This window comes from Liquorilactobacillus satsumensis, assembly GCF_964065465.1.
In the GTDB taxonomy this organism is placed as follows: Bacteria; Bacillota; Bacilli; order Lactobacillales; family Lactobacillaceae; genus Liquorilactobacillus; species Liquorilactobacillus satsumensis.
The window spans coordinates 1,257,050-1,270,348 of sequence record NZ_OZ061606.1 but is presented as its reverse complement, the minus strand read 5'-3'; the positions used below and the strand labels follow the sequence as shown (position 1 = coordinate 1,270,348).

11 protein-coding genes are annotated in these 13,299 nt (G+C 42.5%); 9 read left to right on the top strand and 2 right to left on the bottom strand.

What is annotated here, in order from left to right; all coding sequences use genetic code 11:
* Positions 1–89 precede the first annotated feature (89 nt).
* Entirely contained in the window at positions 90–338 is a 249-nt protein-coding gene (locus AB3Y88_RS05890) for a hypothetical protein (RefSeq protein ID WP_056961905.1), read from the bottom strand.
* Between the two features lie 518 nt (positions 339–856).
* Between AB3Y88_RS05890 and pdhA the strand changes: the two genes are divergently transcribed.
* The 7 genes from pdhA to AB3Y88_RS05855 all read left to right on the top strand — a co-directional run bounded on the left by pdhA (position 857) and on the right by AB3Y88_RS05855 (position 9,167).
* Positions 857–1,957, top strand: a complete 1,101-nt coding sequence (pdhA, locus tag AB3Y88_RS05885) for a pyruvate dehydrogenase (acetyl-transferring) E1 component subunit alpha (protein WP_056961903.1) — start codon at positions 857–859, stop codon at positions 1,955–1,957.
* Positions 1,958–1,959: 2 nt separating this feature from the next.
* Entirely contained in the window at positions 1,960–2,937 is a 978-nt protein-coding gene (locus AB3Y88_RS05880; protein WP_056961901.1) for an alpha-ketoacid dehydrogenase subunit beta, read from the top strand.
* Positions 2,938–2,949: 12 nt separating this feature from the next.
* Positions 2,950–4,308: a 2-oxo acid dehydrogenase subunit E2 gene (locus AB3Y88_RS05875; protein WP_228887950.1), complete on the top strand. Its 1,359-nt coding sequence runs from the start codon at positions 2,950–2,952 to the stop codon at positions 4,306–4,308.
* Positions 4,309–4,315: 7 nt separating this feature from the next.
* Complete coding sequence (gene lpdA / locus AB3Y88_RS05870) at positions 4,316–5,722, top strand: dihydrolipoyl dehydrogenase (RefSeq protein ID WP_228887949.1); 1,407 nt, start codon at positions 4,316–4,318, stop codon at positions 5,720–5,722.
* A 20-nt stretch (positions 5,723–5,742) separates the two neighbouring features.
* Complete coding sequence (locus AB3Y88_RS05865; protein ID WP_054755614.1) at positions 5,743–6,756, top strand: lipoate--protein ligase; 1,014 nt, start codon at positions 5,743–5,745, stop codon at positions 6,754–6,756.
* A 392-nt stretch (positions 6,757–7,148) separates the two neighbouring features.
* The gene (locus tag AB3Y88_RS05860; RefSeq protein ID WP_228887948.1) at positions 7,149–8,285 is read left to right on the top strand and encodes a GDSL-type esterase/lipase family protein; all 1,137 of its coding nucleotides are present in this window, start codon (positions 7,149–7,151) and stop codon (positions 8,283–8,285) included.
* 105 nt (positions 8,286–8,390) lie between these two features.
* Positions 8,391–9,167 (top strand): epoxyqueuosine reductase QueH, encoded by a 777-nt coding sequence (locus AB3Y88_RS05855; RefSeq protein ID WP_054755694.1) that lies wholly within the window; start codon positions 8,391–8,393, stop codon positions 9,165–9,167.
* Between the two features lie 798 nt (positions 9,168–9,965).
* On the opposite strand, the gene AB3Y88_RS05850 is transcribed toward AB3Y88_RS05855, so the two are convergent.
* Positions 9,966–11,318, bottom strand: a complete 1,353-nt coding sequence (locus AB3Y88_RS05850) for a DHA2 family efflux MFS transporter permease subunit (protein WP_228887947.1) — start codon at positions 11,316–11,318, stop codon at positions 9,966–9,968.
* 167 nt (positions 11,319–11,485) lie between these two features.
* On the opposite strand from AB3Y88_RS05850, the gene AB3Y88_RS05845 reads away from it, so the two are divergent.
* Both AB3Y88_RS05845 and AB3Y88_RS05840 read left to right on the top strand, forming a co-directional pair.
* The gene (locus AB3Y88_RS05845; protein WP_056961892.1) at positions 11,486–11,755 is read left to right on the top strand and encodes an ACT domain-containing protein; all 270 of its coding nucleotides are present in this window, start codon (positions 11,486–11,488) and stop codon (positions 11,753–11,755) included.
* 16 nt (positions 11,756–11,771) lie between these two features.
* Positions 11,772–13,115 (top strand): PFL family protein, encoded by a 1,344-nt coding sequence (locus AB3Y88_RS05840; protein WP_056961890.1) that lies wholly within the window; start codon positions 11,772–11,774, stop codon positions 13,113–13,115.
* Positions 13,116–13,299: the final 184 nt, after the last annotated feature.

The following is a 13,299-nucleotide window of genomic DNA, read 5'->3' as shown; positions in this document are numbered from 1 at the left end:
ATTCCACTTTTTTGCGCATATTCATAATCCGTCTGTTTTGTAATTCAGCGTTAGTACGTAAAAACTAGCGGCTGCACAGCGGGTTGCACTTATTTTTCATCATCCTCAGTTGCCTCTTTTTCTGCCTCGCGTCGCTGTTTGCGCTTAAATAATACGAATGCCAGCAACGTTGATTCTAGATTAAGATAAATAAAATCAAACAGCACCAAACTAATAATCCAGAAAAGATTTTGTGCCATAAAGGCCCAGATAGTTAAGAACAGTAATGGTAATAAGAAGATGCTGCAAACAATGAGAAAAGGTGAAGCATGAATCCATAATTTTGTTTTTGTGATCATATGGGAGCCTCCAAGTAAGGTATGCATGTTTAAAGCATAGCGGAGACACATGGAGAAATAAAGGGTTTAGCGGAATTTTAAAATTGCAGCAATAAAAAATGATGTTAAAAACGCGGTCAGCCCAGGATGATCATTAGTTCACAATCAAGTTTTTAAAGATGAAATTTTGGCAGAGAGATTTTTTTTACCTGACGAAAGTTACTGACACAAGTTGTTCTATGATGGTTAAGACCGAATTGTAGGTTGAAAGAAAGGAGTTATGTTCGGATCTTAACTTGTCAGACAAAGTGAAAGCTTAAAGGATGGTTTTTTTAATATGTTGAGCTGAAAGTAATTAAAAAAAATGACAAGTTAAAAAAGTAACAATGTTTAATTTTTGATGGAAAGGCGTTAAAATTATATTGTAAGCGTTTTATAAAGCTATATCATTAGTAAGAGAGGCGAATTTATGGCATATTGAGTGTTGGGAAGGCATTTGTTTAGAGACGAAGAGCTAATTTAATGAGGAGGCCCATGAAATGTCCAAAAAAATTATCGATTTTGAACAGTTGAAAAAAAATGGTGATGAATTCAAAACAGTTAAACTCCTATCAGAAGAAGGAAAGATCCTTGAGAAGGGTTGGCAACCTGATTTAAGCGATGACGAATTGTTTACATTGTTTAAGCAGATGGTTTGGTCGCGTATTCTTGATGGACGTTCTACCAAATTAAACCGTCAGGGGCGGCTAGGGTTTTATGCACCAACAGCGGGTGAAGAGGCAAGTCAGATTGCTTCCAATTTTGTGATGGACAAACAGGACTTTATTTTACCTGCTTATCGTGATGTTCCGCAGCTTGTTTTGCATGGCCTGCCACTGTATCAGGCTTTCTTATGGTCTCGTGGACATGTTGATGGTAATAAGTATCCAGCAGACTTCCCAGCATTGCCGCCGCAAATTATTATTGGAGCACAGTTCGTGCAGGCTGCTGGAGTTGCACTTGGGTTTAAGCTCAAGGGGCAAAAAAATGTGGCATACACCTACACGGGTGATGGTGGAACTTCCCAAGGGGATTTCTATGAAGGAATTAACTTTGCGGGCGCATTCGAGGCACCAGCAATCTTTATTGTACAAAACAATGGATACGCTATCTCAGTGCCACGCAGCAAGCAGACAGCCGCCAAAACTTTGGCACAAAAAGCAGTAGCTGCTGGTATTCCTGGTATTCAAGTCGATGGTATGGATGCCTTGGCGGTCTATGAGGTTACAAAAGAGGCACGTGACTATGCACTCGCAGGAAATGGTCCTGTTCTGATTGAAACATTGACGTATCGCTATGGACCGCATACTTTGTCAGGCGATGATCCAAAACGTTACCGGACAAAGGAGATCGATGATGCATGGCTCAAAAAAGATCCTTTGGTGCGGATGCGGCATTACTTGGCGGATAAGGGAATCTGGACACAGGAAAAAGAAGACCAGTACGCTGAGGAAGTTCAAGAACAGATAAAAGAAGCAATTGATAAAGTTGAAAATATGCCAAAACAAAAAATCAGTGAGTATCTGAAAAACACATTCGCAGCTACACCGGCAGGCATACAACAAGAGATTGAGCGTTTTGAAGCGAAGGAGGCCAAATAGTCATGACGAAAAAGACAATGATCAAAGCCATCACAGATGCAATGGATGAAGAACTTGCCCGTGATGAAAAAGTGTTGGTTTTTGGTGAAGATGTAGGTAAAAATGGCGGTGTTTTCCGTGCGACAGAAGGGCTTCAGGAAAAACATGGGACGGATCGTGTTTTTGATACACCATTAGCAGAATCCGGGATCATTGGGTTGTCGACTGGTCTTGCGCTTCAGGGATTTCGCCCTGTGCCGGAGATTCAATTCTTTGGTTTTGTGTTTGAAACAATGGACCAAATCGCAGGACAGATGGCTCGAATCAGATTCAGATTGGGAAGTACGCGTAAAATGCCAATTACAATTCGGGCACCTTTTGGCGGAGGTGTGCATACCCCAGAATTACATGCAGACAGTCTAGAAGGTTTGATGGCACAGATCCCGGGATTACGGGTCGTAATCCCCAGCAACCCGTACGATGCAAAGGGGTTGTTGATCTCAGCGATTCGTGCGGATGACCCCGTCGTTTTCTTAGAGCACATGAAGCTTTATCGTTCGATTAAAGCCGATGTGCCTGATGAGGCCTACACGGTTCCTTTAGATAAGGCGAATGTCGTTAAAGAGGGTCAAGACATTACGTTGATTTCTTATGGCGCAATGCTGCAAGAAAGCCTCAAGGCCAGTGAAGAATTGGCAAAACAAAATATTGCTGCAGAAGTTGTAGATTTACGAACAGTTTCGCCACTTGATGAAGAGACAATTATGAATTCAGTTAAGAAAACCGGGCGCGTGGTAATCGTGCAAGAGGCACAGAAACAAGCGGGTGTCGGAGCACAAGTTGCAGCGCTGATTGCTGAAGACGGAATTCTTTATTTAAAGGCACCAATCGGACGGGTTACTGCTCCGAATACCCCTTATCCATTTAGTGAAGCCGAAAGTGACTGGCTGCCTAATCAGGGGGATATTGTAGCAAAAGCAAATGAAATCTTGGAATATTAGGAGGCACACAGCATGGGTAAGTATCAATTCAAATTACCAGACATTGGTGAAGGGATTTCTGAAGGTACAGTTGCGCAGTGGTATGTCAAACCAGGTGATGAATTAAAAGAAGACGACGATCTGCTGGAGATTGAAAACGATAAATCAGTTGAAGAGATTCCATCTCCTGTAGCTGGAAAAGTTAAACAGATCCTTGTTAATGAAGGTGAAACCGCTGAAGTAGGTCAAGTTTTAGTTGAATTTGAAGTTGCAGGTGCTGGAAATGCTGAAGAATCAGCAGTACCTGCTGCAACCGAAAAGACAGAAGAAACGCCAAAAGAGCGGGAAAAAGCACCAGTTGAATCAGAAGAAAATGTGCAAGATCCAGCACATCCAGCAGCATTAGCAGATCAAAAAAGAGCAGTTCAAAAGGATGAAACAACAAAGACAAGCGTTCCAGCCACGCCTGATCGCAGTTTACCAGTGTTAGCGATGCCTGCGGTGCGTGTTTATGCGCGTGAACAAGGTGTAGACTTAGCACAAGTTAAAGGAACTGGTAGTCACGGCCATGTCACAAAAGCTGACGTTGAAGCCTTTATTAAGGGAGGCGGACAAGCTGCACAGGCGGAACAGACAGAGGAAAAAGCCGGGGAGCAGACGCAGACACAACCAGCTACTGCAACAGCTCAATGGCCTGAAACCAGCGAAAAGATGTCGGGAATTCGTAAAGCGACTGCCAAAGCAATGGTTCGCAGCAAGAGTGAGATTCCACATGTGACGGTCTTTGATGATGTGATCGTTGACAAATTATGGGATCATCGCAAAAAATACAAGACCCTTGCAGCTGAGCGGGAAATCAAATTGACTTTCCTGGCATATGTAGTCAAAGCTTTAGCCTGTGTAATGCGTGAGTTCCCAGTCTTAAATTCCAAAGTGGATATGGAGCAACACGAAATTGTTTACCGCAACTATATTAATGTGGGGGTAGCGACAGATACCGAGCGCGGTTTATTTGTTCCTAATATTAAACATGCTGATCAAAAGAGCCTTTTTGCGATTGCACGCTTGATTAGTGAGAATACACAAAAGGCAAAAGACGGCAAGTTAAGCGGGGCAGACATGCAGCATACAGGAATGTCCATTACTAACATTGGTTCAATTGGCGGCGGTTTCTTTACTCCGGTAATCAACTGGCCAGAAGTTGCGATTTTGGGGTTAGGTCGAATCACTCAAGAAGCAGTTGTTGAAGATGGTCAGGTTAAGAGTGCACGTGTTTTGAAGCTTTCGTTATCATTCGACCATCGTGTAATTGATGGAGCAACAGCACAAAGGGCACTTAACCGCTTGAATGAACTTTTGAGTGATCCAGAACTCTTACTAATGGAAGGATGAGCATAATATGGTAGTTGGAGATTTTGCAATTGACTTAGACACAGTTGTTATTGGAGCAGGGCCTGGTGGATATGTCGCTGCCATCAGAGCGGCAGAAAAGGGACAAAAAGTTACGGTGATTGAAAGGGAGTTCATCGGTGGTGTTTGTTTAAACGTGGGCTGCATTCCTTCGAAAGCCTTGATTGAAGTTGCGCATCGCTATCGGCGCGCAAAAGAGTCTGCTGACATGGGTCTGAGAATCACAGGAGCTAAGCTTGACTTTAAACAGACTCAAAAGTGGAAAAAAGAAAATGTTGTGGATAAGCTAACTGGCGGGGTGGCTGGGCTCTTCAAGAAACATCATATTGATGTTATTTGGGGCAGTGCTTTCTTAAAGGACGATCATAGTTTGCGGGTGATCAATGAAGATCATGCTCAAACGTATACTTTTAATAATCTAATTATTGCAACTGGTAGTCATCCGATTGAAATCCCTAACTTTAAGTTCAAGGGACGTGTTTTGGATTCAACCGGTGCACTGGCACTGGAAGAGATTCCTAAAGAATTGGTAGTGGTCGGTGGGGGCTACATTGGCTGTGAGCTTGCCTCGGCGTATGCAAATTTAGGAGCACACGTCTCAATTCTCGAAGGTGCGGATCGGATTCTTGCAAACTACGAACCTGATTTAGTTTCCGTAATCGAAAATCATTTTAGCGGCCAAAAAGTTGACATTTATACAAAAGCAATGGCTAAAAAAGCGGAACAAACTGCAGATGGAACCACGATTACCTTTGAAGCTGATGGTAAACAAAAACAACTCAAGGCGGATTATTGTATTGTTTGTGTCGGTCGTCGTGCTAATACTGCTGAGATGGGACTAGAGCATTTGGGGATAAAAATTGACAAACGCGGACTGATTGACGTAGATGCTCAAGGACGGACTGCAGTTTCAAATATTTTTGCGATTGGCGATGTAGTTGCCGGACCTGCCCTTGCCCATAAGGCTAGTTATGAAGGCAAAATTGCAGCAGAAGCAATTTCTGGTTCAAAAGCTGTGATCGATTATCGTGCGATGCCAGCTGTTTGTTACACAGATAGTGAAATTGCTACGACTGGATTGACTGTGAGTGAAGCCAAGGAACAGGGGTTAACTGTTAAGAAAGCCCAATTTCCATTTGCAGCAAATGGGCGTGCGATCTCGTTGAGCAGCACTAACGGTTTTGTGCGACTTGTCTTTGAAAAAGGAAGTCATATCTTAGTGGGAGCGCAGATTGTGGGTCCCAATGCCAGTGATTTGATTACAGAGCTAACTTTGGCTATTGAAACAGGTTCTACAATTGAAGATATTTCTTTGACAATTCACCCGCATCCAAGTGTCAGTGAAGCAGTCATGGATGCTGCCGATCTTGCATTAGGTTTACCCGTCAATATTTAAGCTGAAAGGAAGTGTGATCATTGCAATATGTGGCAATGCGTACATTTGATATCAGAAGAAATTTAGCAACCGAGCAGTATTTAATGAATAATGATGAATTACAGTTACCCTTAATGCTGTTTTATATCGAAAAGTCATGTGTGATTGTTGGGCGCAATCAAAATACGATCGAAGAAATTGATCAGAAGTACTGCCGTGAACACAGCGTTACAGTAACCCGACGCTTGTCAGGTGGTGGCGCCATGTATCAAGATCTAGGGAACCTGTGCTTTAGTTTTATTGTGGACGCAAATCAAAATAAATTTGGCGACTTTAAAACGATGGTTGCGCCAATTGTAAATGCTTTGCATGAGATCGGTGTTAAAGGAGCAGAGGTAACCGGGCGCAATGATATCGTGGTTGATGGTAAGAAATTCTCAGGCAATGCAATGTATACTCGGGGAGGGAAAACATTCTCACATGGGACATTAATGCTAGATGTTGACACAGACGAGGTTACTAGAGCACTCAATGTACCTTTAGACAAAATCAAATCCAAGGGAATTAAATCCGTCAAGAGTCGGGTTACTAATCTGAGACCATATTTGGCACCAGAATATAAAAATATCACGACTGAGCAGTTTCGTGATCTGCTGATCATGAGGGTTTTGGGTGTTAAAAGTATGGAAGAAGCACGGCAGCATGAATATCAACTGACTGCTGCAGATGAAGAAAAGATCGATCAGATTGAGGAAAAATACTACAGTAACTGGGACTGGGTTTATGGGCATTCACCTAACTTTACGGTCAAGCGGCGCCAACATTTCACAAGTGGCACGATTGATGCACGAATTTTGGTTGAAAAAGGAAAGATTGAGAATATTAAATTCTACGGCGACTTTTTTGGAACCGACAACGTTCAAAAATTAGAAAAAGTGCTTAAGGGCTGTACCTTTGATGAGCCTCAGATCGCTGCGGCTTTGCACGATGTTGACTTGAATAAGTATTTTCAGGGAATTCCACGAAAAGAAGTTCTGCGGTTGCTGGCTGATTAAGTTAAATAAGTGAGACTGTTGGCAGGGCACATTAAAAATGTATTTTCAAGCAACGTCAATTATCGATAATTTTTGAGTGAACACCTTTTTTAATAAATACAACAAAGCGGCAAAGTACTGGCAATGGAATGTAGCGCAAATGCTCAAGGTCAAAAAGTGATCATTGAGTTTCGATTATTCTAGGCTTCTTAATAAAGTGGGCTTTCAAGAATAATTTTGCTACTGAAGTCCTGAACTTTGGCCGCTTTGTGAGTTTTAAGCAAGAAGTACAGCAGTTAAATCTTTATAGACTAAAAGGATTGAATGGCACAGTTAAGCGGGATGGATGAACTATTGTGCAATTTGAGGTAAATGTGAGTTTGGTAGCGTAGCAATAAAAGGGGGCGAATTACTTGAAATGGGTTCCAATTTGGCAACATAATTGCAATGATTTTTCTACACTTCCTTTCCGGATGGAGGAACTGACACAGATTGTCCAAGTGACTACAAATGTTAGCGGAATTGCTTTACGCTTGCACTTAACTAATCTTCACGGCAAAAGTGAACTGGTCTTTCAAAAATTGGAGTTTTCATTTGATGAAACGTTTCATGTGAAACACGAAATAACCTTGCACGGGACTGCAACCATCAAAATTCCAGCTGGCAGCAGGGTGATCACTGATCCGCTTAAAGTGGCCGTGCACACAGGGCAAAGATTGTTTTTTAGGTTGAGTAGCAGTGAACCGCAAAATTATCTAGATTTTGCAAATACTTATGATACCACGCTGACTAACGCTGGAATGATTCGCAAAGCCGACAAGCTCCCCCGCTTGCGAAAATCATTTACGGCCCGTCGTGGCTGGTTTTGCCTTGAGCAAATCGAATTTTGGACGGCAGCCCAACCTAAGACGATTTTATTTACTGGAGATTCGCTGATTGAAATGGGATTAATAACAGACAGCTTAACCGCCTTATTAAATCGCGCCTTTCCAGAGAAAGTAGTGACACTCAACAGCGGAATTTCAGGTAATCGGCTCTTGCATGATGCACCTACTGATGAACTGCTTTATCAAACTTTTGGTCAAGGATTGCTGCACAGGTTGCCAGATCTGCTTGAAATCCAGCCAGAATTAGTGTTTGTTCTAGCTGGCGGAAATGATCTTATTTTGCCGCTGCTCAGTTTACAAGCAGGGAAACAGAAAGTAACCGCACCGGAATTGCTGGCAGGGGTCACGGAGTTGCAGCAATTGGTTTCAAAAAGCAACGGAACATTGCTTTTGGGCGATCTTCTTCCGTTTAGACTAGGACACAGCAATCAGGTAAAGCTGCAGACTGCCGATTACGAGGATGCACAACAAACTCGGCGAGAATTTAATCGTTTATTAACTGCAAAGAACTATGTTTTCCATAATTATTTTGTTGCAGATGCACAAGGACAACTGAGCAGTACTTACGATCTTGGGGATCATATGCATGTCAGTAAAGCAGGCGGCATAAAAATTGCAGCGAAATTATATGAAAAGGTTGTACGCAAGCTTGAATTAGCTTGAAGGATTGTTGCAGATCCTTTTAAGGTATATACTGATTTAGGAGTATTTTCAGTGACGTGATTGATCTAGAAGGGGCAACACAATTTATGGGGAGGAGAAAATCCGGTGATTGATCTGCATGAATTTTTAGATAAACTGAATCCTAATCAAAAAATTAATTATGATAAAATTTTACAGAAAATGATCAAAAATTGGCAGTTGACAACGACTAGACCTAAAATTTTATTGCACAGCTGTTGTGCGCCGTGTAGCACATACACGCTTGAATATTTGACTAAGTATGCGGATGTGACTGTCTATTATGCAAATTCTAATATCCATCCGCGTGCGGAATATCAACGTCGTGAGTATGTACAGCAAAAGTTCATTCGTGATTTCAATGAAAAAACCGGGAACAATGTCCGCTTTTTAGCTGCTCCGTATGCTCCACAGCAGTATTTTGAAGCAGTCAGAGGACTTGAAAAGGAACCTGAAGGAGGAGACCGCTGCCGCGCCTGCTTCGGATATCGCTTGGATCTTGTTGCTGCAAAAGCCGTGGAACTCGATTTTGATTATTTTGGTAGCGCATTGACTATTAGTCCGCATAAGAATTCACAAGTAGTTAATAGTGTAGGGATTGAAGTTCAGAACTTTTATACTACTAAGTATTTGCCCAGTGACTTTAAAAAAAATGGTGGGTATCAGCGTTCTTTGGAGATGTGCCGCGAATACGATGTTTACCGGCAGTGTTATTGTGGATGTCTTTTTGCGGCTAAACAACAGGGAATCGATTTAGCGCAAATCAGACGTGAGGCGCTTGCTTTTATGCAGGATAAGGATGGATCCACTGAGTTCCCTGAAATCAAATTTGTTTATCATGACGAGCGTGAGCAAGTTGAATAGGAGCTGCACTTGCACAGATTTAAGAAATGCACATGTAACTAGAATTATAGGGATGTTAATCTGTAGATTGAGAGTGTGACATAAGTCGGGAAAATTTGAGTGCTAACTCGAAATTACGAACATCGTGAGTACTTTGCTATGAGTAATTCGAAGTTAGACGGAGAATTTTTACTTATTGAACCCGTTTATCCGGAATAAAAGAGGGGCTGTGATAAAAGTTAACTTTTGTCACAGCCCCTCGGTTTTTGTTTTAGGGTGTTGGGCGGCACTTTTCCCATAATGTGCTCAAAGACTTCCGGTGGTTGTCGGCACTTCTATTAACGTGCTCCCCCCACCAGCCTTTTGCGCCTAACCACAAATTACGCATAGTCACAGCCCGACTATTTTGTAATTTGGTGTTAGTGCTCAAAGACTTCCGGTGGTTGTCGGCACTTCTACATAACGTGCTCCACCAGCAACCTCCTGTGTCTAAGCTTAAATTACGCGTAACCAAGATCAGGTTACTTTGTAATTCAAGACTTAGCCTGCGGTGGTTAAACGCTGAGTGTCGGCACTTCTTTTAACAGGCTCCCCCCACCAGCCTTTTGCGCCTAACCACAAATTACGCATAGTCACAGCCCGACTATTTTGTAATTTGGTGTTAGTGCTCAAAGACTTCCGGTGGTTGTCGGCACTTCTACATAACGTGCTCCCCCAGCAACCTCCTGTGCCTAAGCCAGCATTACGTGTAACCAAACCCGGGTTACTTTGTAATGCCGGACTTAGTCTACGGTGGCTGAACGCTGGTTGTCGGCACTTCTATTTTTGCGTAGAAGCTGCATAACGCAAAAATAGAAATTCGGTAAGCAACAATAAGATAACCGTAAAACTAATCGCCAGATGTGAACCTGCCACAAGCGAGCGCGGTAGATCAGCCAAAACAATCATCAAAGTTGTTGAAACAGCAGCAGCGACCTGTCTGAGTGAATTGTTAAGTGCAGAAGCGTGACTCACATAAAGTGGCGGAACATCTTTGAAAGCTTCGGACATCGCCGGAGAAAAGACCAGCGAATTGCCAATCATCCGCACTAAGTAAGCAAAAGTGATTATCCAAACTGGAGTATGTGCATTCATTAGCAAAAAAGGCACAGTTGCGATCAGCATTAACGCAACCCCCACAGTTAGCAATAGTTTAGGTCCGTGCAGATCATAGTAACGGCCTGCCAAAGCAGCAAAGAGAGCATTCAAGATTGCCCCCGGAAGAAGAATCAAACCAGATTGTAAACTACTAAGACCTAGAACATTTTCAGCAAAGATGGGAACAAGTTGTTCGGTCCCAATTAAGACCATAAAGGCAAGCATGCCAATCAAGGTCAATAGGCAAAATGAACGCAACTTGAATAATTGCACACGGAGCATGGGTTTCTTTAAATGCAGCTGACGGCGTGTAAAGATGAACAACAAGAATAATCCCCCTAAGAGGAGAATGATTCCCAGCAAGATGTTCTGTTGCAGAACAGTCAGACTTGCGAGTGCCATACCAGAGCCGAACAGTGAGAGAAAGACTGAAAGTAAATCAATCTTGATCTTCTGCGGTTGTGAGAAATTAGGGAAGGTCAAGCAACTGACTACCAAAATTAATAACATGAACGGCAAAACTAGAATAAACAGATATTGCCATGTGAAAAAATGCAAAATAATTCCGGAGATGGTCGGCCCAATCGCTGGGCCAAAGGCGATTACTAATCCAGACATTCCTAAAACCGTTCCTCGTTTTTCAGGCGGATAGATGGTAATCATAGCTGTCATCTGAAATGACATCAAGATTCCGCCAGCACAAGCCTGCAATAAACGTGCAAGGAGTAAAATACTGAAGCTGGAGGCAAAAGCGCCTAACAAACTACCGATGATGAAAAGGCTGATTGTAGACAAAAAAACTTGTCTATTACTGAATTTTTCGTAGAGATTTGAAGAAAGCGGCATTACAACTCCAACAATTAGAATGTACCCAGTGGTCAACCACTGCACACTAGTTAATGGGATATTTAAAGAATGTTCAATAGCAGTCAAAGCGGTGATCATCATTGTTTGACTCGCAAGTGAGATAAAGGTTGAGAATAAAAGTAGTATCGTCACAACCATCCGTTTTTTTGAACTTAAAGGTGTTGGCATGAGAAGTTCCTTCCTATGTAGTTAAAACTTAAGCGACATTCTAATGTTAATTGGAATATGGTAGAAATTCAAGCAAGAAAAACTTGGTAAAAATTACTAATTGCACAACGGTGGTTTAAAAGCTATACTTGAGCATAAGTTAAGTCAAAATGAATGGGGTGTCTATATTGAAGGCTATTTTAACCACAATTGGTAAGGACCAGGTTGGAATCATCGCTGGGGTTAGTACTTTTTTGTCTGAGAAGAAGATCAATATTTTAGATGTTTCACAGACCATCATGGATGATAATTTTACCATGATGATGATGGTTGAGCTCAAAGATGAAAGTGTTGATTTCACGGCGCTTGCACACGAGCTCGATGATTTAGGCAAGCAGTTGGGAGTCGAGATTAAAATTAGACGTGAGGAAATCTACCACGCCATGCACCAATTATAGGAGGGCCACGAGTTAGATGGAAACAGAAAAGATCAAAGAAACGATTCACATGATCTCCGATGAAAAATTGGATGTCCGGACGATCACGATGGGCATCTCCTTATTAGATTGTATCGACAGCGACAGTGATCGAGCATGCGAACGCATCTACCGGAAGATCATGACAAAGGCAAAGAACCTTGTTAAAGTCGGACAACAACTTGAGGCAGAATATGGAATTCCGATCATTAACAAGCGGATCTCTGTCACACCGATTTCAATTATTGCTGCGGCATCTGCAGATCAAGACTATTTTAAGTATGCACAAACCCTTGACCGCGCGGCTAAAGAACTCGGAGTTAATTTCATTGGGGGATTTTCAGCGCTTGTACAAAAAGGATACCAAAGCGGGGATCTGCGTTTGATTAACTCATTGCCGCAGGTATTGTCTGAAACAGACCTTGTATGTGCTTCCGTAAATGTTGGCTCGACAAGAAGTGGTATCAATATGGACGCAGTTGCACAAATGGGGAAGGTCATCAAAGATGCTGCTGAGCGTTCTTTTATGGCAAATACCAAAATGGTCGTTTTCTGCAATGCCGTTGAGGATAATCCATTTATGGCAGGAGCCTTCCATGGTGTAGGTGAAAGAGATGTCGTCATTAATGTCGGTGTCAGCGGCCCAGGTGTTGTTAAACACGCACTCGAAAAGGTTAAAGGCCAACCGCTGGATGCAGTTGCTGAGACAATCAAAAAAACCGCGTTTAAGGTAACCAGAATGGGACAACTGATTGGAACACTTGCATCAGAACGACTGCATGTTCCCTTTGGAATTGTTGACTTGTCACTGGCACCAACACCAGCTGCGGGGGATTCGGTAGCTCAGATTCTAGAAGAAATTGGGCTAGAGAGTGTGGGGACGCATGGAACAACAGCGGCGCTTGCATTGTTGAACGATGCGGTTAAAAAAGGTGGTATCATGGCCTGTAATCATGTCGGAGGTCTGTCAGGAGCATTTATTCCAGTTTCGGAAGATGCAGGGATGATTGCTGCTGCAACAGCAGGCACCTTAAATATTGAAAAGCTAGAAGCGATGACTGCAGTGTGCTCGGTTGGGCTTGATATGATTGCAATTCCAGGTGATACCCCGGCGGAGACGATCTCTGCAATGATTGCTGATGAAGCGGCCATCGGAATGATCAATAACAAAACGACAGCCGTACGTGTATTGCCAATTAAAGGTAAAAAAGTTGGAGAGATGGCCGAGTTTGGTGGCTTGTTAGGCTATGCCCCAGTAATGGCTGTTAATGCGGCCTCTTCGGCAGCCATGATTGCTCGTGGTGGTTTAATTCCTGCACCCATTCATAGTTTTAAGAACTAGAAAAATCTGGGTTGCAGCAGCTGATTTTTGAGTAGGAATACTGATAATAATTAAAAAATAAAGGAACTAACTTGCGTAAAAAGCCCAAGTTAGTTCCTTTATTTTTTTAAGTGTAAATTCAAGATGTTATTTAATGTAACATTGAACATGTCGCAAAACAGATTAGGGGATAAGCAGAGTCTAA